The sequence below is a fragment of the Planctobacterium marinum genome (genome assembly GCF_020687805.1).
Taxonomy (GTDB): Bacteria; Pseudomonadota; Gammaproteobacteria; order Enterobacterales; family Alteromonadaceae; genus Planctobacterium; species Planctobacterium marinum.
The window spans coordinates 585,598-604,835 of sequence record NZ_JAJEWQ010000004.1 but is presented as its reverse complement, the minus strand read 5'-3'; the positions used below and the strand labels follow the sequence as shown (position 1 = coordinate 604,835).

Below are 19,238 nucleotides of genomic sequence, written 5' to 3'. Positions count from 1 at the left end.
CAGGCGGAGGCCGCTGAAGAAAAGTTTTGGCCAGATTCCAGCCGCATTATCAGCAGCAAAATCCCCAGAGCGTTGCTCATGAAAAATGACAAAGGCTTGTACATTTGCAATAACCTGAAGGACGAACTGACCCCTTTCAGACGCGGTGCTATTGCCTTTGCGAAAGGCTGCAATCCTATATCTGATGACAACTGGGCCAAATACACCCGCCAAATTGCACCGGGTGAAGTGATTCAGATGGTGCCGATTGCGGATGTTGTAGCCGCTATCCGCGCAAAATCTGACACCCTGGTGGTGGAAATTGGTCAACCCAATCAATCAGCGGCATAATCAAATGCCGGCAGTGTGAACAGCACGGCCGGCATTTAAGCTGATTTCACATTTAATGCCCTTTTTCCGCTTCCCAAAAAAACGCAATCAGGCTCACCGCAAATCTGCTCTCAGGTGGCAGAGTCATGAGGTTCAGATCACCCGCAAAACCATGAAGTCCATCCGGCTCCGGGTAAGAGATAACGGCGAGTTGGCACTGAGTTGCCCACATGGCATCACAGATCACGAGATTATTCGCTTTCTCGATGCCAGATCCGGATGGGTAGAGCAACAGCTGCAGCGTGTAATGGCAGCTAATCACAGCAAGGCAGAACAAAACAACGCCAGACAAGTCAGCCTGTGGGGTAAAGCCTTTTGTATTGAGGTGCGCCCGGCAATCAAAACGCCATTTGAAATAGACCAGCAAAACGCGACTATCTTTATCAGAACCCCAATTCAGCATCAGCAAGAAATTGCGCTATTGCACCAGAAAATCTGGCGCGGGGCGTTACAGAAGTATATGGAACAAGCGTTGCCACGTTGGCAAGATAAGATGGGTGTCCATACAAAGTTTAGTGGTATCAGAAACATGAAAACCAAATGGGGCAGTTGCAACGTTACCCGGCACCGCATCTGGCTCAATGTGCAACTGGCTCAGTACCCGCGAAGCTGTGCTGAAATGGTTCTGGTGCATGAACTGGTGCATTTACTGGAAGCATCCCACAACAAACGCTTTTATCAGTTGATGGATCACTTCCTGCCTGACTGGCGCCATGCCGATCAGATACTGAAAACTCAGGTGATGTCAGTTTAGAGCCCGGGCCTCCTGAGGTACAACGCCACAGCGAATAAGATCTCAAGTCCTCCCCCGATAAAGGCGGCAGCAAAAAACGGCCATTGCAAAATGGCAGCTAAAAACCCTGACGCCATTAGCAAACCACCTAACAGCCAATACAGGGTTAAACCGTATAAGGTCTGAAACATTAGATATCTGGCCCCTAAGGCTACCAGCATAACGGGAAAGAACAGATCCGGATTGTACTGTGCCGCGACAAAAGCAACGAACAAGCCCCCAAATAACACGCCTAAACTCTCTATTGCCAATGTGCCCAGTTTGTTCTGCGCTGAATGTTTACCCGTTGCTCCTAAAAGTTTGGCTAACGCAACAGAAAGGGGAAAAATAAACAGACCTCCCAGAAACAGGGCCAACATGCTGCTGTGGGCGTTGCTATAAATACCCACGCTTCCCGCCAGACACCATATCAATCCGGAAACCAGCACGCCGGTTGCTCCGTTTACGTAAACGACACGCATTTCTGCCTGTGACTCTACCAATTCCATTTCCAGCCCCCTGATCATTGAAGTGCAGATAACCGGCCTGCCACTCAGACCCTGATATTTATCGACACTAAAATCTATCATGTTGTGAAGCAGCCCACATTATTGTTCTGATAGAAAACTTTCCATTGCCGATAAACAAAACACATGGGTATTATGACAAATACATGCTTATTTGTTTCGATAACAGGTCGTATTACAGCAGACGCCGGCCACTTTAAACTTCATGCGATTAATGTTCGGGTTTAAAAGTCGGTTTTAAGTGTTTCAGGCAAAATCCCGGATTTACGCCATACTTATAAAAAATTTCTGCTATCGGCTCGTGTGCTTTGTACCTGACGGTGGCACTTAACCTTATAAACTGGTTATGGGTAACAACAAGTGTCAGATTTAAATAATCAATATGATGTGAAAGACGTGGAATTTCTGGATAACTTTTTAACACACTGCACGATTAAAGAATATCGCCGCCATGCGGTGATTGTCAGACAAGGCGAACACACCCAAAAACTGTACTTTTTATTAAAAGGATCAGTGTCGGTTACCCGTCAGCACGAAGGCGATAAAGATATTGTGTTAGCCTATCTCAATCAGGGCTCGTTTTTCGGTGAAATGGGGCTGTTTGACGAAAAATCTGAGCGCAGTGCTACCATTCGCACCCGTACAGTTTGTCAGGTGGCCGAAATCGCCTACGACAAATTTGAGATTCTGGCGCGCAGCCGTCCCGACATTTTAATGGCAATTTCCAAACAATTAACCGCACGTTTGCGTAAAACGTCTAAAAAAGTAACAGATCTGGCCTTTCTCGATGTTACCGGACGCGTTGCGGGTTGCTTACTGGATCTGATCAATCAACCCGATGCCATTACACACCCGGATGGCATAATGCTGAAAATCACCCGCCAGGAGTTGAGTCGTCATGTAGGCTGTACCCGGGAAATGGTGGGCAAGGTTTTAAAAAGCCTTGAAGATCAGGGATTAGTGGCCTTTGAAGGTCACAGTATTGTGGTTTTACAATAAATTTAAAAGGGGTTGTAGAAATCTACCAGGCTTGTTCGTCAGGGTATTGAAAACTCATAAAACTGGAGATACTTCATGAGCAATAACCTGACTTCTAACCACTTTTCCTGGTCTGAATTAATGACCTCAGCCCCAAAACAGGCGGTTGAGTTTTACGGACAATTATTTGGCTGGCAATTTGAAACCATGGATATGCAGGGGCAGGACTATTTCGTCGCCCTGTGCGACAAGGAAAAAATAGCCGGAATCATGGCTTGTCCAACGCCGGAACAACCACCTTGCTGGGGCCAATATGTTACCGTCTCAGACATTCAGGCCACCGCCGACAAAGTGCAATCACTAAATGGCAAATTGTTAACGCCGCCAACTGCAATTGACGGTGTGGGATACTTTATTGTGTTTCAGGATCCCCAGGGTGCCCTGCTATCTGCTATACAATATGAACCTCAATCCGGAGCCTGAACCAATGAAATACCTTTTAATGATTTACGCCAACGAAGCCTGGGAGCAACAGCAAGGCGAAAGCTGGGATGACGCACTGGTGGCAAGATACAACCAGGTGGTGGAACAACTACAGCAGCAAAACGTCTTCCTGGATGGAAAAAGACTAACGCCGACTGAGACAGCCACCACAGTGAAGGTGCGCGAAGGTCAGACATTGGTATCAGATGGCCCCTTTGCGGAAACCAAAGAACAGTTGGGCGGGTTTTTCCTGGTGGAGTGCCGGGATTTGGATCAGGCGACAGAAGTTGCGGCCATGATACCCAGTGCCGAATATGGCAGCATTGAAATCCGCCCATTGTGGTATCAGGAATAGCGTGTCAGTCACCCTGCTGGAAAGCACGTACCGCCAGTATTCGCAACCGATGCTGGCGTATTTATTGCGCCTCACCGAAGATTTAGATCAGGCTCAGGAAATTTGGCACGAAACCTTTCTGCTGGCATTGCAACAATGGCCTCAAAAGCCCCCTGAAAATCCACCAGCCTGGTTAAAAATCACCGCTAAAAATAAATTCATAGACAAATATCGCCATCACAAAATGACCCGGGAAAAAGTCCAACAGTTGGTTTCTGAACAACAGGAAGCCACTGACGAACTGACAGATACACAATTTGGTGATGAGCAACTAAAGCTGATATTTACCTGTTGTCACCCGGCACTGGAATTCGACAAACAAGTGGCATTGACCCTGAACACGGTAGCCGGCTTAACCACCGCGGAAGTGGCACAAGCATTACTGTTGTCACAAAAGACACTGGAACAACGTCTCACCCGAGCCAAACGCAAGATAAAGCAGGCGGCAATCCCCTTTGTGATCCCTGAGCCAAAGCATCTGCTGGGAAGACTTAACGCGGTATTAAAAACCCTTTACCTGATGTTCAACAGCGGCGCAAATCAAAGAGAAGATACACTGGAATTGCAAAAAAATGCCTGTTTTTTGGTGCGGCGATTGTCCCGGTTAATCCCACATCAGGCTGAAACAGAAGGTATGTTAGCCCTGATGTTATTCCATCAGGCTCGACAACCAGCGAGATTTGATACAAGCGGAGAAATTATCCCGCTGTCAGAACAAAACCGGGCGTTATGGCACCCGGATTACATCACAGAGGCCCATGAAATACTGAAGACAGCCATGCAAAGACAAGCTTTAGGGGTTTATCAAATTCAGGCTGCAATTCAGGGAGTGCACTGTCATACAAAGCAATGGTCAGATACCGACTGGGCTGAAATAGAAGCTCTGTACAGAGTGCATTTGAACCTTGATACGTCACCCGTTGTAGAGTTAAATGCCATCTATGCAATGAGTATGTCTCGTGGTCCTGAGTGTGCGATAGCGCAACTTAAACAATTGGAAGCTTCTGCAGCGCTGGCACAATACGCGCCATTTTATGCCGTTAAGGCTGATATTTCCCTGCGATTGAAAAATATACCGGCCGCCATAGAAAATTTTACTCTGGCAGAAATGTTCAGCAGCTCGAGTCATGAAAAGAATCACTTTGCCAGGCAAGCAGACGCTTTGCGACAGGCCTGACAGAATAAAATAAATACGCCTTCCTGAAGTTGGCATACACCATGCTTTCAATAATACTGAACTTTAAGAGCTGTCAAAAATATCTTGTTATAGGTGAATATTTGCTGGCAGATAATCGTTAAAGTTGGAAACAGATAAAGCCGATAACCTGTGTATACCGACCGGATAAATTGGGTTATGGGCGAGCACGCCCGGAAATAACAAGGTCAATTTCCGCGCGAGTCGACGTAAGGTAATTCAGGAGGCTGTATGTCTTGTTTAACCAGAAGTATGCAGAAACAGTTAGGCAAATACATTAAACGCAATGCACAATCAGATTGGCTGCAAAAACCAGACAAAGTCCATACAGAGCTGGTAAATAAAGGGGTATGCCCCTCTGATGTGACAGTAGATCAGTTAGCCATCATTATTAAAGATGTGCAAACCGGCTGACCTGCATAAAGCGCGTCATTTACAACAGGCGCCGCTGATTTTGCAGTAACAGATTGCCTGAATGTAACATTCAATCCGAGAAACATATTTTGTTTTTGTCTAAATCACGGACATAAGCGGAAAAGCGAGGCCCTCTCTGATTTGGTTGGCCTTCGCAGATACCTCCCAGATTAATAGCCTTGTTGTACAGCTTTACAACCTGATCCCCCGTTCCCACATTGAAGCCCAACATAGTCCCATTGCCATTTGTTGCTGGTTGTTCGTTAAATGGCAACGCAACAGCAAATGCAAAATCCTCTCCCAACCAGTAGGTCATCCTGTCAGAAGCCTTCAGCTTTTGTAAATTTTCACCCTCAAACAGCGCATCGTAAAACCTGGTAGCAGCATCCATATTGTTTGTGCCCACAACAAAATAATTCATTTTCATCGTCTGATATCCCCCGAAATAGAAAAACCACACCCTAACGCCTCCCACTACCAGTATCTGTCAGCAGTCCCTAACATGACACCCATCAAAATTACCTGGACAAAATTAAGTAGACAGCCATCAAAACTGTACTTAGGTACAGTTTTCAAACTCTCTGATTTGTGCAAAATAGAAGCAGTTCTTATCAGACTCAGGAGGAGTCCAGATGCCAAAAGCCAGGAAGGCGCAAATCAGCCTTGAAGATACCCCCTATTACCATTGTGTTTCCCGCTGTGTGCGCAGGGCCTATTTGTGTGGTCAGGACAAACTCACCGGCATCAGCTATGAACACCGCCGTCAGTGGGTTCAGGACCGGATTCATTTTTTATCTCAGATATTCGCCATTGATGTCTGTGCCTATGCCGTGATGAGCAACCACACTCACCTTGTTTTACACATCCATAAAGCCTTGTCAGACAGCTGGGATACTGAAGAAGTGATTCACCGCTGGCACCGGTTACACAAAGGTACACTGCTGAGTCATCAGTTCCTGAATCCTGTGCAGCGACAACACATACCTGAATTTCAAATGGCTACCCTTGCGGAAACTGTTGAAGTCTGGCGACAACGACTCAGCGATATCAGCTGGTTTATGCGCTCATTAAACGAATACATTGCCAGAGAGGCCAACAGGGAAGATGAGTGTACGGGTCGCTTCTGGGAGGGACGTTTTAAATCTCAGGCCTTACTGGATGAAGCAGCACTTGCTGCCTGCATGGCCTATGTGGATTTAAACCCAATCAGGGCCGGCATTGCCAAAACGCCGGAACAATCTGACCATACCAGTATTCAGTATCGCATCAATGCTGCCAGAACAGGTAAAACACCGCGATATCTGACACCTTTTGTCGGAAGTTACAACGATGACAGGCCCCACGGCTTGCCTTTTCATTTAGCCGATTACCTGGCACTGGTGGATATCACCGGCAGAGCCATTGTGCCGGATAAAAAAGGGGCAATTGACGGCTCTGTACCCGCGATGCTGCAGCGCATCAACATTACACCGATGCAGTGGCAGGAGCTTACCACCCAATTTGAGGATTGTTTTCACCACGCTGCGGGCAGTGAGTCTTATCTTGAGGCCTACCGGCATCGACACAAACTAAAACGGCTCAGAGATAAAAATAGCGCGATACGGTTGTTTGGATAACATCCCCCACTCCTTACGCAAATTAAGCTCGATTACTGTCAAGGTAAGGTCTGCCCGTACATGTAGAAGCAACAAATGGTTGCTGTTGCACGCGAAATTCAAAAAACTGCCCGCAAAAAACTAAGAAACCCCCGGTAAACTGCTGCTCACGCCTTGTTCATTAACAATTCTTGTCCATTAAAAGGAAGTTGGACCTGGAATTTAACATGGCTGTCTTGATAAAAACTTTGATAAAAATCAATGCTGTAGTTTAAACAATAATTCCGCCAGATCCGGTTGCCACTGAAACATCTTTAATTTCACCCGGTTGTTTAGCACTACGACATTTTCTTCCTGCAATAGTCCGGTTTGAAGCAAGGCGTGTTCGCTACCCGGTGAAAATGCGATCCGGCCATCTGAACGTAACACACGATACCAGGGTACCTGCAGCGCTTTGGGCGCGTATCCCAACGCTTTACCCACCATACGGGCTCGTCCCGGCAGACCGGACAAATCCGCAATTTGTCCATAACTTGCCACCTTTCCCGACGGAATTTGTAATGTGGTTTGCCAGATTCTCGCGTAAGATGGGTGTCCTGTATTTTTTGTATTTTGATTGTTTTCCTGCACGATTAAAGACTCCTCGTATGGCCAGACGTTATTGTTCAAATTGCCTTTTTCCGGAAAAAACCTGCATATGTGCCCTGGTAGCGCAATTTCAGACGATTTCTTATTCGGGGGCCATACATGTTCTGCAGCATCCGGACGAAATTCAGCATAGCAAAAACACCTTGCGCCTGGTAAAACAATTGCTGCCTTCAATACAGATCTGGTGCGGTGAGGCCGCGACTGACTTTAGCGCTTTAACACAACTCACTGAAAAACAGCCTCACCAATGGGGCTGCTTTTTCCCCACGGCAAATAGCCACCCGCAATCAGTTGCGCAGCCTGATTTGCCATCTTGCAATTTGATCTACATTGATGCCACCTGGCGCAAGGCCAGAAAAATCTGGCATTTAAATCCCTGGTTATGGGACATCCCCTGTTACAGGCTGACCGAAGCGCCAGTTGGTCAATACCGCATCAGGAAAAATCACGCTCCGGGGCAACTATCAACCTTAGAAGCCATTGCCTATAGTCTGGAAAACGTCATCAACACCCAGGATTTATTAACCTTATTTGAGCAATTTCAGCAACGCACTGAATCCTTTTCTGCAACCGGACCGGATAACCCCTCTTTACAAGAGTAATTTTTTACCGTAAACCTGAACCATCAGCGAAAAGTACTCAAATTACGTCAGGCGGATTTTTAAAATTTCTCTATACTAGAGTTGGCGTATTTATCATCTCGTTAAAGGACTGAGCTTTTTACCACTATGAAAAGTCGGATTGTTAAAGGATTAATCACTTTCTGGATACTGGCGGTCAGCCACTGCTGGCAACTGACCAATGCAGAAACGAGCAGATTAGAACTCACAGAAGCTGCCCACTTTGTTCCCGTCGCGCAGAGTCAACAGCTGTACAGCAAATCAGCCCCCCCCTCCCGCAGCCGCATCAGAGCTATCCCAGTGGTTGGCACAATTAACTCCCATCGGACAGGATTCCGACTCTCAGGGTCAATTGGTGGTTGTCAGCAAACTGCTTAACACCACGCAACAAACGCGTTGGTTCGTGAACCCCATCAGCCCCATTGCTGAAACTGTACACCTGTACTTTTATGAAGATCAGGCACAACAGTCAGGAACAAGTGGATTGCATCACATGGGCGATATCAATCTGCAACAAGGCAATTACATTGACATTCCCACCGGTGTCACCGGAACCCTGTTGCTGATTTTCGAAAGCCAGTTCAACCTGGTGGCGCCTAAAATAAAACTCATCGCCGAACATGCAGTTAATGACCAGGTAAACAGCAAATCCATTCTGATGTTGTTAGCGCTTGGTATGTTGTTGGCCCTGAGTATCTACAATGTATTTTTATTTTACGCCAGTAAAGAACTGACCTATTTGTATTTCACTTTTTGCTCGGCCTTTTTGGCGTTTGGCTGGGCCAATATCATCGGCCTATTAAAGCTATTTTTTAATCCATTGCCAGACCTGTTTTTAATTCCACCGTTTTTATTGAGCGCCGCTTTTTCTATTTTATTTACCCGCGCCTTCCTCAATCTCAAAACCATATCCGGGCTATTGGACAGCGTCTTAATGGCTTCCTTCTGGATATGCATTGTGGTGACCCCCATCACCGCCTTTTTGCCTCTGATAGGCATTTTTGTCGCATACGCCTCAGTTTCACTGGTGATTGTAACCAGCCTGATTGCCGGTGCTATCGCCTGGCGTCGACAGTATAAGCCAGCCCGCTTTTTTATTTTTGCTTACTCGGCGTTTGCCCTGCAATCCATTCTCTGGAGCGCAGCATTTCTGCATCCGGCCATCGATACCTCCGTCAGTATTATTTTTATCGGTCTGCTATCCAGCACCACCGGCTGTATTCTGCTGTCTTTATCACTTGCCGCTAAGGTCAGTTTGATCACCATGGAAAACAGGCAGTTTGCCAACAACCTGGAACAAAAAGTTTATGAACGCACCGAAGCCCTGGCTGAAGCCAATGTTGCTTTAGAACACCTGATCAGCGAACTTCAGGAAGCCAGTAGTGCCAAAAGCCACTTTCTGGCCAATATGAGCCACGAGATACGAACGCCACTTACAGCGATTATTGGTTATGCAGACGGGATATTGGAAGGTGATATCAATCGCGAAGAACAGGATCGGGTGTTACGCGTCATTTCCCAGAACGGAAACCACCTGCTGCACATTATCAGCGACATCCTGGATATCAGTAAAATCGAAGCCGATAAGCTGGAATACGAAATGTTGCCCTGCTCTATCGTGGAAGTGCTGAGTCAGGTGGAATCGGTGATAGCTCACCGGGCCAGAGACAAGGGCCTGGGGTTCAGTTTAAATTATCATTTTCCTATCCCATCTGAGGTCACCACCGATCCCTATCGCTTTAAACAGATCCTGTTGAACCTGACCAATAATGCGGTGAAATTTACCGAACAAGGCCAGGTGGATATTGATATCAATTTTACCGACCCTGACCTGGTAGTGACCGTCAAAGACACCGGTATTGGCATGTCGCAGGAAAAACTCAATGCCATCTTTGATCCCTTCGAGCAGGGCGGCGCATCAGTGTCCCGACAATTCGGCGGCACGGGATTGGGCCTGAGTATTTCCCGGCGTCTCGCCATAGGCCTGGGAGGAGACATCTCTGCGCACAGTTCGCCGCAGCTTGGCGCCTGCTTTGAAGTGCGCATCAAGGCTTGCCCGACTCCCCAATCAACTATGTTACACTCTGTATCAGAATTTATGGAAAGCCGTAATGATGCTGCGGAACCATCGGCAGAAATGCCCGACTTCTCCGGCAACAAAATTCTCCTGGTAGACGACCACCCAAATAACCGGGATCTGATAAAAATCATTCTCAAACGTATGAATGTTGAAGTCTCAGAAGCCGAGGATGGTGACTCTGCATTACAGATGGTATTTGAAAACGAATACGATTTGATACTTATGGATATACAGATGCCCAGAATGCGGGGAGATGAAGCCACTGAAACCTTGCGCAAGTACGGCTATACTTTACCTGTAATCGCGTTGACCGCAAACAATATGAAACATGAGATCGAGGAGTACATGCGCAAAGGCTTCACCGGTCATTTAGCCAAGCCCATTGTGAGACAGGATTTCATCGCCACACTCACTAAACACCTGAGATCTCAGGGGAGTACCGACAGTTTGTTTAGCAATGATGAGATGTTGCCTTTGGTGATCGACTATCACCGTGACCTGATCAAACAACTGGATAGTTTTGAACATCACTGGGCACAACAAGAACTACAGGAAGCAGGTGAAATAGCCCACCGTATCAAAGGTGCCGCCGGATCCTTTGGGTTTGCTCTGGTGGGCCAAAAGTTTGCCGATATAGAACAGTTACTGAAAGCCGGTGAACAGGAAAAGCTCAACGCGGCAGTGCCACCGTCGCTCAAACTGGCCCGACTCTGTTGTGAGTTACCGGGTATTGAGATACCCCAGGCAGTAGCACGTCATGATATGGACGTGGAACTGTTACTCACAGAATTGCAGGCTTTTGTATTGAGAATAGACGACGAAATTGCCCAACTCTGGGCATGTCTGACACGGGGCGAATTCAATATTGCCAAACTTTACCTGAACAGAATTACCCCCAGAGCCAAAAAGTTCGCCTGGCAACCGTTGTGGCAATTAGCCACCGAGATGGAAGCGACGATACAAGCTGGTCAATCCGACGTTAGCCAGGTCCAGGCGTGGCAATTCCAATTCGAAACCCTGATTGATTCTGTCAAAAATCGATTTGTTGAAGCTGAATTTTAGCGCCTGCTGAACTTTCAACAAAGAAATCGGGGAATTGTGATTTTTTGGGCTATGCTTTGAACCATATAGCAAGTTGATTTGGAGCGGCCAGTTGCGTACGGTACTTTTTTGCACTGTCATACTGATATCCATGGCACTATTGTGCGCCAGCCTTGCCGCGCAAAACAACAAAGCAGAGCAAAACAACACTAACAGCCACCAAATCACACTAAAACTCTGCTACGAAGAGCAAGAGTTAGCCCCCTACTTTTTAGGCACAGGCCCGGCCCCCCCAAAAGAAAATCCGGGCATTTTTGTGGAACTGATGAAAATTATGGAATCCAGAATTCCCGGTCTGACGATTGAGTTTCACCGGGTTCCCTGGAAACGTTGTCTCAATGAACTCAAACACAATCAGTCTGATGTGCTGATTGCCGGATTCAGACCCGCCAGAGACAATATCGGACTGTACCCAAAATTCAATGGTATGCCCGACAGCAAGCAAGCGTTGCTCACCTCACAATACTGTTTGTTCACCCACGCCGACAGTCAATTCAGCTGGAACGGCCAGGAGTTTAAATACATACCAGACAAACCCATCAGTGTGCCTCAGGGCTACAGTATTGTGGAATTTCTGGAGCGCCATGATGTGCCTCTGGTATTAACCAATTCTTCGCATTCCGCGATGGAATTATTAGCCAAATCAGTGACCGCCGGCGCTGTAACTTATTGTGAGTCTGGGGGCAGCTTTTTGTGGCAAAATGCCGGGCGCTCAATGAACATTATTGCCCATTCACCGGTACTGGTCACAAAACACGGATATCTGGTGTTCAGCAAAGCATTTGCCCATACACATCCGGATCTGGTCAATACTATCTGGCAAACAGCCAGCCAGATACGGCAGCAGCATTTCAGTGAACTACTGGGAAAATACGAGGCCTTAAAAAGCCAATAACGCCTGATGTCGGCCCTACAGGATCACGCCCTGGGTTTTCAATATTTGCAGTTCCGTCTCGTCCATACCCAGTAACTCAGCAAATACCTGATGATTGTGGCTACCGACTTTATCTCCCGGCCAGTCGGTTTTTCCCGGAGTATCGGTCAGCCTGGGTAAAATTGCCGGAATTTGTAACGGTTTACCGTCGATTTCAACGGATTCAAACAAGGCTCGGGCATTAAAGTGAGGGTCTTCCATCATGTCTTTGGCATTGTAGATGGGGCCGGCCGGTACCCGGTATTCAGCCAACACATTCAGCACACTTTCCGCACTTTGTCCGGCGCACCAATGTTTTAACACAGCGTCAATTTCAGCTTCGTGCACCACCCGGCCACTGTTGTTTGCTAAGCGCGGATCCTCTGCTAAATCTTCCCGATGCGCCGCCTGCATTAACCGTTTGAAAATGGAGTCGCCGTTACCGCCTATCACCACATATTTGCCGTCTTCGCAACAATAGGTATTGGTGGGTACGATGCCGGTAACCGTTGTTCCGGATGCCTCTCGCACTACCCCGGCCCCGGAATATTCGGGGATCACGGCTTCCAGTAAATTAAACATGGATTCATACAACGCCACGTCTACCACCTGTCCCTGATGCTGCTCGTCTTTTTGGCGCTGAATCAGGGCTAAAGCGATACCCAAAGCCGCATGAATACCTGAAATCGTATCGCCGAGACTCAGATTAGGTCGCACCGGCACGTCGCCCGGATAACCGTTCAGATGCCTGAAACCGCTTATACCCTCACAAACAGAGGCAAATCCGGGCTTTTGCGAATAGGGCCCGGTTTGACCAAACCCGGAAATGCGCGCATACACCAGTCCGGGATTGAGTGCCTTTACTTGTTCCGGACCCAGGCCCCAATTCTCCATGACACCTGGACGAAAATTTTCAATCAGTACATCGGCTTTTGCCAGTAACTTTTTGGCCACGTCACGCCCGGCCTGTTGTTTCAGATCCAGGGTAACGGATTTTTTATTACGACCAATGCTACGCCACCACAATGAAGTGCCATCCTGCACTTCTCGCCAGCCGCGAATAGGATCACCGCCCGGCGGTTCGACTTTGATCACTTCGGCGCCGAAATAACCCAAAATACAACCGGCAAAAGGTCCCGCCAACAATTGTCCAAATTCGATAACTCTGATGCCATCAAGCGGTCTGCCGGGATTGGCTTGTGATCCGTTTTTCATTGATATTTTCCTGAATAAAGCGTCAGCTTATAAAAAATACTACAGTGAAACCGCAGGAGAAAGTCTGGCATAGCGCAACAACGCAAGACTGATCAGTGCCACAGTGGTAAAACAAATCACAACCGGATAGGCCGTTGCGTTGTATAATTGGCCCACCAGCACGGCCACCGTCACTGACATCAGGCTGGACAACGACCCTACCACCGAATTGCCGATGCCCGCCATTCCGCCCAGCCACTCCATAGACATGGCATTGATATTGCCGAAGATAAAACCCATAAAAAACAGGATAAACATAAAACAACTCAGAAATAACCACATCGGCGGCACCCCAAAATTAAACCAGGTACCCAGCAAAAGCAACAGCCCCACAGCCGTCATGCCCAACAGCGCCCACACCGAAACCCGGTGCATTCCGTAACGCACTACAATACGACTATTGATAAATGCTGAGGCCCCGACACCGGCGGCCAGCAACGCAAAATACAGAGGAAATTCATCCACCACCTGATAAAAGTCACTGAACATCGCTTGTGAGGTACTCAGATACACTAACATTGCCCCAAATGTCAGGCCGGTGACTGAGCAATACGCCATCACTCGTCGGTGCCCCAGGATTAATTTGAGACAGTGAAACAAGTTGCTGAACGACAGGGGAATGCGTCTTTCAGGTAACAAGGTTTCTGGCTGACGCAATAAAAACCAGCTGAGTACCAATACGGAAAATATCAGAAAGGCAACAAATATGGCGCGCCAGCCAAATTGTAGCATGATCACCTGGCCCAACAACGGCGCCATCATAGGCACCAGTATAAATATCACCATGATCACTGACATGATCTGCGCCATTTGCTCACCGCGGTACAAATCTCTGATCAATGCTCTTGCCCCAATCCGACTACCGGAAATGCCAAAGCCCTGTAAGACCCTGCCCAGCAATAAGAGGGTTAAGCTTTGCGAGAAAATGGCGATTAAAGTCCCCACAAGATAACAGGCAACGCCGGCCACAACCGTCTTGCGCCGCCCGTAAGCATCGGAAAGTGCACCAAACAACATTTCCCCGAAGACTGAGCCCAGGATAAACATGCTGATCACCAGTTGCGTATCGTTGCTGTCAGTGATCAGCAAATCCCGGGCAATCAGAGGCAACGCCGGTAACATGGCGTCAATAGTTAGTGCCGTCAACGACATAAGCAGGGCAAACAGAGCTATAAACTCTGTTTTCCCCATCGGTGTATCTTTCAAGGTGTTTTTCTCAGCGAGATATTGTTCAGTCAGCTAAGTGCCGGGCGTGGAACAACATGTGTTTTTCAATAAAGGTAGCAATGAAATAATAGCTATGGTCGTAGGATTTATGAGCGTGATACTCTACCGCTACGTCCTTTTCTTCCGCTACCTGCCATAGATTTTCCGGTTTGAGTTGTTCCTGCAAAAACTCATCATCGAGCCCCTGCTCAATCAAAATTGGTAGGTGGCATTCGATGTTCCCCAGTAAATAGGTCGCATCATATTCGCACCAGTCACCAGGGTCTTCTCCCAGATAACCGGTAAAGGCTTTAATACCCCAGGGACAATCCATCGGATTTGCAATAGGGCTAAAGGCCGAAATACTTTTAAACTGATGCTGATTGCGCAGCCCAATGACCAGTGCCCCATGCCCGCCCATTGAATGACCCATGATACTTTGCTGGCCATTGCTCGGAAACTGACTGTGGATCAGTTCCGGCAACTCTTTAGCAATGTAATCATACATCTTGTAATGGGTGTCCCAGGGAGGCTGAGTGGCATTGACATAAAACCCCGCCCCCTTACCAAAATCGTAATAATCCACATCCGGTACAGACTCGCCCCGGGGCGAGGTATCCGGGGCCACCAGAATCACGCCCAATTCCGCAGCAACCCGCTGGGCTCCGGCTTTTTGCATAAAATTTTCTTCGTTGCAGGTCAGCCCCGACAACCAGAAAATCACCGGACATTTGGCCCCTTTCAGCGCCTGTGGGGGCTGGTAGATGGCAAAGCGCATCTTGCAGTGAGTCGAGACGGCAACGTGTTCATAACGGGCTAATTGCCCTCCAAAAACACGGGTATTCGATAGCTGTTTCATGCGCAAAACCTCCTCTGAACCTGGTTAAATTAAAAGTGAATAACAGAACGGATACTCTTGCCTTCGTGCATCAGGTCAAAAGCGTCGTTGATCTCATCCAGTGGCAAGGTGTGAGTGATAAACTCCTGAAGTGGAATATCACCTGCCAGATACTGCTCTACGATGCCTGGTAATTCAGAGCGGCCTTTGACACCACCAAACGCCGTGCCACGCCAGACTCTTCCGGTGACCAGCTGGAAAGGCCGTGTGGAAATCTCCTGACCGGCACCAGCCACACCAATAATAACGGATTCACCCCAGCCTTTGTGGCAGCATTCCAGGGCGCTGCGCATCACGTCAACATTCCCGATACATTCAAATGAAAAGTCCACGCCACCATCGGTTAACTCGACAATAACTTCCTGAATAGGTTTATCGTAATTTTTCGGATTGACACACTCCGTGGCCCCTAACTTTTTGGCCAGCTCAAATTTGGATTCATTGATGTCGATGGCAATAATACGGCTGGCCCTGGCCATAGCCGCGCCAATTACCGCGGATAATCCGATGCCGCCCAGACCAAATATCGCTACCGTGTCGCCGGCTTTAACCTTCGCGGTATTGAGTACCGCACCCATGCCGGTTGTAACACCACATCCCAGCAAACACACTTCCTCCAACGGAGCGGCTTTATTGACTTTTGCCAGTGAAATTTCAGGTAAAACGGTGTACTCAGAAAACGTAGAGCAGCCCATGTAGTGATATATGGGTTGGCCATTTATAGAAAATCGCGTGGTACCGTCGGGCATCAATCCTTGTCCCTGGGTGACCCGGATCTTCTGGCACAGGTTAGTTTTACCGGATAAACAGAACTTACATTCGCCACATTCCGGGGTATACAATGGGATCACGTGATCTCCCGGCACCAGGCCGGTGACACCTTCGCCCACCTGTTCCACAATACCACCACCTTCGTGACCTAAAATGGCCGGGAAGATCCCCTCAGGATCGTCACCCGACAAGGTAAAAGCATCAGTGTGACACACGCCACTGGCGACAATGCGAATGAGCACTTCACCCGCCTGTGGCGGCATAACATCAACTTCTTCAATTTTCAAAGGCTCACCTGGTCCCCAGGCAACGGCGGCGCGAGATTTGATAGTTTGTACTGTCATGCTTGTTCCTTTTTTATAATGTGATGCGATACGTGGCCTTCATAGTAGCTGAAGACCATGTCGATACGATGAACATCGAATGTTTGCTCTGGTCATTGCTAAAGCACACCAGAGCCACAGGTAAAAATAGATTTATACCGATTAGTAGTAAATAAGGAGTCTATCAGATCAGTAGCCACAAAAGATAAAAAATTGCGAAACCGGTTAAACAAAACAAACAGCATTTTGTAAACAAATAATACCCCGGGCTGACCCGACAATCTTCCGGCACATGTCCCAGTTTCAGCGCCTTCATATTCAGCCAGGCAAACCAGGGGGCAGCCAAAAAAGACACCGTTGTAGCAAAATCCACCAGCGACTTGAGTTGACCGGAAAACAACAGGATGATCGCCAGGCCACCAGCCGCAATCACCGGTATGGACAGATGATAGCTAAGCTGGTGTTGCTCATCACTGAGATGCAGTTGCTTCTCTGCAATACGGGTAATCACCTGACTAAAACCATCGGCAACCGCAATACAGGTGGAAAACATTGCGATAAAAATCAGAATTGCCACCACCGGGCGACTCCAGTCACCCAGCACCTGGGTAAAGATGTCGATCAGTTGCGCCGAAAAGCCGATGGCACTGTTGCTAAGCTCGATACCTCTGCCATATAAAATCTGGGCTCCCAAAGACAAAAACAACAGCGCCAGTAAACAGCAAAATAGATAGCCCATATTAAAGTCTAACAACCTATTTTTCAGTCTCTGCAAGCTTGCCACCTGAGTGCCTTGCTGTGATTCGGGGGTTTGCTGTTCCAGTTTTTGTTGTTCAACCACCCAAAATGAATGCCACACCGACACCTCAATCGCCGTAGGCATCCAGCCCACCAGGGCCACCATAAAGGCAATACTGGCGGCATCCAATAACGGCGCTGCAACCGGTGCTCCGGCAGGTAAAGGCGGCATATCGGTAAAGACCGTGGCGACCAGAGTGATAACGCACAACACCATAAACACCAGCATCATGATTTTCATCAGTTTATTTAACAGCGCGTAGCCACCGGTGATCAGCAATATCATGCTGGCAAATAACACCAGTGCTGACCACACCCCGATGCTCCAGCCAAAGGGCAGAATATTGGCGATGACCCCTGCAGCCACGATGGTAACGGCCGCCTGAATAATAAACATGGTACTGAAGGTGATCAGTACTACCGGGATATAAAACCTGCGGCCCATTCGGTGATAGGCATCCAACAGGTTTTCTCCGGTGGCCGCTGCGTATCGTGGCCCTGCCTGGAAAAATGGCAGTTTTACCAGATGTGCCAGGATGATCAGCCCCACCAGCCAGTAACCAAAGTCAGCACCGGCCCGGGTTGACTGAACCACGTGAGACACGCCAATACTGGTGGCGGCAAATACCAGGCCCGGGCCCAGTAACATTAACAGGTTGCGCATTGTCATTATTGTAATTTCTGCTAAGCGTTTTTTGGGATTCTGTCACATTATACCGTTCCCATTAAATAATTAATGCGTTCGGTATCGCCACCTACCTGCCTCAGATGCGATAGTCCGTGGACATTTCCACGCCGTTAGGGGAGAATCTGGCGGTCAAAATCGTTTAAGTTATGCCATGTCTGCCAGTAATAAGCCGCTCAATTTAAAAGAAGTCTCCCGATTATTAGGGGTCTCCACCGCAACGGTATCTAATGCCTTTAACCGCCCTGACCAACTGTCAGAAGCATTGCGACAGCGGATCCTCAAAGAAAGTGCGGAATTAGGCTACCATGGCCCTAACCTCGCAGCTCGCTCGTTGCGCAAAGGCAAATCCGATGTGGTCGCCGTGGTACTGGCAGATACCCTGAGTTACTCCTTTTCCGATCCGGTGGCCAGCCAGTTTTTACAGGGCGTCTCCGAAGTGTTGTCGCACAAGAAAAAACAACTGTTGTTGTTGTCCAGCAGACTGGCCTCTAAAGAACAAAGCAGTGCAGAGTCCCTGCCCGATGGTTTCATTTTTTATGGCGCCCCCAAAGGCGATGCCTTTGAGCGTATCAGTCGCAGCGGTAAACCCATCATCGCGGTGGACTTCGAGCAAGGCAAAGTGCCTTCGCTGAACATCAATAATCAGGCCGCCGCCAGGGCGGTTGCTTTACACGTCATAAGGGAATCCGAAGAGCGTGTTGCGGTCGTCAGTTTAAGGTTGATCGCCTCAGACAGAGTCTGCCGTCTGGAAAAAGCGGATTTACAGGCTGAATGCAAAGAGGTGATTGCCTACAACCGCCTGCAGGGTTATTTGCAAGCCTGTCAGGAAAAAGGCGTTGATCTGCCCCCCCATATGATTTGGCATACCCCAATGAATACGCCGGAAATGGCGGAAAAAGCGGCTTATGAGGCACTGACGATTACCCCCCGACCCACTGTTATTCTGTGCATGAGTGATGTATTGGCGCTGGGGGTTTTGCGGGTTGCACAATCCTTACACATTCGTGTACCCGAGGATCTTCGCATCGTGGGATTCGATGACATTCCCGAGGCCAACCGCTGCACTCCCTCACTCACCACTGTATGTCAGCAAAGTATTGAAAAAGGTCGTATTGCGGCCCGCTGTTTATTTGATAGTGATAACCCGCAAGCACAGCTGATGGAAACCCGCCTGGTGGTACGTCGCAGTTCCGGCGACACGCACTAGCATA

Annotated in this window: 20 protein-coding genes; 12 read left to right on the top strand and 8 right to left on the bottom strand. The window is 48.3% G+C overall.

The features are described 5' to 3' along the window. Together LJ740_RS16155 and LJ740_RS16150 are read left to right on the top strand one after the other, a co-directional pair. Window positions 1-330 (top strand): DUF3085 domain-containing protein (locus LJ740_RS16155; protein ID WP_229530135.1); only part of this gene is annotated, 330 nt, incomplete at its 5' end. A 151-nt stretch (window positions 331-481) separates the two neighbouring features. Continuing rightward, window positions 482-1,123 carry a YgjP family zinc-dependent metalloprotease gene (locus tag LJ740_RS16150; protein WP_229530134.1) on the top strand — a complete coding sequence of 214 codons (642 nt, stop codon included), beginning with the start codon at window positions 482-484 and terminating at the stop codon, window positions 1,121-1,123. Here LJ740_RS16150 and LJ740_RS16145 read toward each other — a convergent pair. Further along, window positions 1,120-1,731, bottom strand: a complete 612-nt coding sequence (locus LJ740_RS16145) for a DUF7010 family protein (protein WP_229530133.1) — start codon at window positions 1,729-1,731, stop codon at window positions 1,120-1,122. The two genes, LJ740_RS16150 and LJ740_RS16145, sit on opposite strands and share 4 nt — an antisense overlap. 297 nt (window positions 1,732-2,028) lie before the next feature. On the opposite strand from LJ740_RS16145, the gene crp reads away from it, so the two are divergent. The 5 genes from crp (at window position 2,029) to LJ740_RS16120 (ending at window position 5,132) form a co-directional block, all read left to right on the top strand. After that, window positions 2,029-2,667, top strand: a complete 639-nt coding sequence (gene crp / locus LJ740_RS16140; protein WP_377307080.1) for a cAMP-activated global transcriptional regulator CRP — start codon at window positions 2,029-2,031, stop codon at window positions 2,665-2,667. Between the two features lie 75 nt (window positions 2,668-2,742). Next, the gene (locus LJ740_RS16135; RefSeq protein ID WP_229530132.1) at window positions 2,743-3,129 is read left to right on the top strand and encodes a VOC family protein; all 387 of its coding nucleotides are present in this window, start codon (window positions 2,743-2,745) and stop codon (window positions 3,127-3,129) included. Between the two features lie 4 nt (window positions 3,130-3,133). Then, window positions 3,134-3,484, top strand: coding sequence for a YciI family protein (locus LJ740_RS16130; protein ID WP_229530131.1), 351 nt, complete (start codon window positions 3,134-3,136; stop codon window positions 3,482-3,484). Further along, a complete protein-coding gene (locus LJ740_RS16125; RefSeq protein ID WP_229530130.1) occupies window positions 3,444-4,700 on the top strand; it encodes an RNA polymerase sigma factor in 1,257 nt (418 codons plus the stop codon). The genes LJ740_RS16130 and LJ740_RS16125 overlap by 41 nt, the downstream gene beginning before the upstream one ends. 249 nt (window positions 4,701-4,949) lie before the next feature. Beyond that, window positions 4,950-5,132 (top strand): hypothetical protein, encoded by a 183-nt coding sequence (locus LJ740_RS16120; RefSeq protein ID WP_229530129.1) that lies wholly within the window; start codon window positions 4,950-4,952, stop codon window positions 5,130-5,132. A 70-nt stretch (window positions 5,133-5,202) separates the two neighbouring features. On the opposite strand, the gene LJ740_RS16115 is transcribed toward LJ740_RS16120, so the two are convergent. After that, a complete protein-coding gene (locus tag LJ740_RS16115; protein ID WP_229530128.1) occupies window positions 5,203-5,559 on the bottom strand; it encodes a VOC family protein in 357 nt (118 codons plus the stop codon). Window positions 5,560-5,764: 205 nt separating this feature from the next. Between LJ740_RS16115 and LJ740_RS16110 the strand changes: the two genes are divergently transcribed. After that, a complete protein-coding gene (locus LJ740_RS16110; RefSeq protein ID WP_229530127.1) occupies window positions 5,765-6,748 on the top strand; it encodes a transposase in 984 nt (327 codons plus the stop codon). A gap of 237 nt (window positions 6,749-6,985) precedes the next feature. Here LJ740_RS16110 and LJ740_RS16105 read toward each other — a convergent pair whose 3' ends face one another. After that, window positions 6,986-7,357 (bottom strand): MGMT family protein, encoded by a 372-nt coding sequence (locus LJ740_RS16105; protein WP_229530187.1) that lies wholly within the window; start codon window positions 7,355-7,357, stop codon window positions 6,986-6,988. Window positions 7,358-7,374: 17 nt separating this feature from the next. Here LJ740_RS16105 and LJ740_RS16100 point away from each other — a divergent pair, with 17 nt between their 5' ends. From LJ740_RS16100 to LJ740_RS16090, 3 genes are all read left to right on the top strand, one after another. Beyond that, a complete protein-coding gene (locus LJ740_RS16100; protein WP_229530126.1) occupies window positions 7,375-7,977 on the top strand; it encodes a tRNA-uridine aminocarboxypropyltransferase in 603 nt (200 codons plus the stop codon). A gap of 322 nt (window positions 7,978-8,299) precedes the next feature. Beyond that, the gene (locus tag LJ740_RS16095) at window positions 8,300-11,137 is read left to right on the top strand and encodes a response regulator (RefSeq protein WP_229530125.1); all 2,838 of its coding nucleotides are present in this window, start codon (window positions 8,300-8,302) and stop codon (window positions 11,135-11,137) included. 91 nt (window positions 11,138-11,228) lie between these two features. Next, the gene (locus tag LJ740_RS16090) at window positions 11,229-12,071 is read left to right on the top strand and encodes a type 2 periplasmic-binding domain-containing protein (protein ID WP_229530124.1); all 843 of its coding nucleotides are present in this window, start codon (window positions 11,229-11,231) and stop codon (window positions 12,069-12,071) included. Window positions 12,072-12,086: 15 nt separating this feature from the next. On the opposite strand, the gene LJ740_RS16085 is transcribed toward LJ740_RS16090, so the two are convergent. The 5 genes from LJ740_RS16085 to LJ740_RS16065 all read right to left on the bottom strand — a co-directional run bounded on the left by LJ740_RS16085 (window position 12,087) and on the right by LJ740_RS16065 (window position 18,009). Continuing rightward, window positions 12,087-13,304 (bottom strand): CaiB/BaiF CoA transferase family protein, encoded by a 1,218-nt coding sequence (locus tag LJ740_RS16085; RefSeq protein ID WP_229530123.1) that lies wholly within the window; start codon window positions 13,302-13,304, stop codon window positions 12,087-12,089. 39 nt (window positions 13,305-13,343) lie between these two features. Beyond that, window positions 13,344-14,549, bottom strand: coding sequence for a multidrug effflux MFS transporter (locus tag LJ740_RS16080; protein ID WP_229530122.1), 1,206 nt, complete (start codon window positions 14,547-14,549; stop codon window positions 13,344-13,346). Window positions 14,550-14,574: 25 nt separating this feature from the next. After that, window positions 14,575-15,408, bottom strand: a complete 834-nt coding sequence (gene fghA, locus LJ740_RS16075) for an S-formylglutathione hydrolase (RefSeq protein WP_229530121.1) — start codon at window positions 15,406-15,408, stop codon at window positions 14,575-14,577. Between the two features lie 29 nt (window positions 15,409-15,437). Then, window positions 15,438-16,562 carry an S-(hydroxymethyl)glutathione dehydrogenase/class III alcohol dehydrogenase gene (locus LJ740_RS16070; protein ID WP_267498304.1) on the bottom strand — a complete coding sequence of 375 codons (1,125 nt, stop codon included), beginning with the start codon at window positions 16,560-16,562 and terminating at the stop codon, window positions 15,438-15,440. Window positions 16,563-16,725: 163 nt separating this feature from the next. Next, the gene (locus LJ740_RS16065) at window positions 16,726-18,009 is read right to left on the bottom strand and encodes an Nramp family divalent metal transporter (protein WP_229530120.1); all 1,284 of its coding nucleotides are present in this window, start codon (window positions 18,007-18,009) and stop codon (window positions 16,726-16,728) included. Window positions 18,010-18,178: 169 nt separating this feature from the next. On the opposite strand from LJ740_RS16065, the gene LJ740_RS16060 reads away from it, so the two are divergent. After that, complete coding sequence (locus tag LJ740_RS16060) at window positions 18,179-19,234, top strand: LacI family DNA-binding transcriptional regulator (protein ID WP_229530119.1); 1,056 nt, start codon at window positions 18,179-18,181, stop codon at window positions 19,232-19,234. Window positions 19,235-19,238 lie beyond the last annotated feature (4 nt).

Excerpts from the sequence above, each read along its gene's own strand:
- LJ740_RS16150 (WP_229530134.1), top strand. The coding sequence starts at position 482 with ATGAAGTCCATCCGGCTCCGGGTAAGAGATAACGGCGAGTTGGCACTG.
- LJ740_RS16145 (WP_229530133.1), bottom strand. The coding sequence starts at position 1,731 with ATGATAGATTTTAGTGTCGATAAATATCAGGGTCTGAGTGGCAGGCCG.
- LJ740_RS16135 (WP_229530132.1), top strand. The coding sequence starts at position 2,743 with ATGAGCAATAACCTGACTTCTAACCACTTTTCCTGGTCTGAATTAATG.
- LJ740_RS16130 (WP_229530131.1), top strand. The coding sequence starts at position 3,134 with ATGAAATACCTTTTAATGATTTACGCCAACGAAGCCTGGGAGCAACAG.
- LJ740_RS16125 (WP_229530130.1), top strand. The coding sequence starts at position 3,444 with ATGGCAGCATTGAAATCCGCCCATTGTGGTATCAGGAATAGCGTGTCA.
- LJ740_RS16120 (WP_229530129.1), top strand. The coding sequence starts at position 4,950 with ATGTCTTGTTTAACCAGAAGTATGCAGAAACAGTTAGGCAAATACATT.
- LJ740_RS16115 (WP_229530128.1), bottom strand. The coding sequence starts at position 5,559 with ATGAAAATGAATTATTTTGTTGTGGGCACAAACAATATGGATGCTGCT.
- LJ740_RS16110 (WP_229530127.1), top strand. The coding sequence starts at position 5,765 with ATGCCAAAAGCCAGGAAGGCGCAAATCAGCCTTGAAGATACCCCCTAT.
- LJ740_RS16100 (WP_229530126.1), top strand. The coding sequence starts at position 7,375 with ATGGCCAGACGTTATTGTTCAAATTGCCTTTTTCCGGAAAAAACCTGC.
- LJ740_RS16085 (WP_229530123.1), bottom strand. The coding sequence starts at position 13,304 with ATGAAAAACGGATCACAAGCCAATCCCGGCAGACCGCTTGATGGCATC.
- fghA (WP_229530121.1), bottom strand. The coding sequence starts at position 15,408 with ATGAAACAGCTATCGAATACCCGTGTTTTTGGAGGGCAATTAGCCCGT.
- LJ740_RS16070 (WP_267498304.1), bottom strand. The coding sequence starts at position 16,562 with ATGACAGTACAAACTATCAAATCTCGCGCCGCCGTTGCCTGGGGACCA.
- LJ740_RS16065 (WP_229530120.1), bottom strand. The coding sequence starts at position 18,009 with ATGACAATGCGCAACCTGTTAATGTTACTGGGCCCGGGCCTGGTATTT.
- LJ740_RS16060 (WP_229530119.1), top strand. The coding sequence starts at position 18,179 with ATGTCTGCCAGTAATAAGCCGCTCAATTTAAAAGAAGTCTCCCGATTA.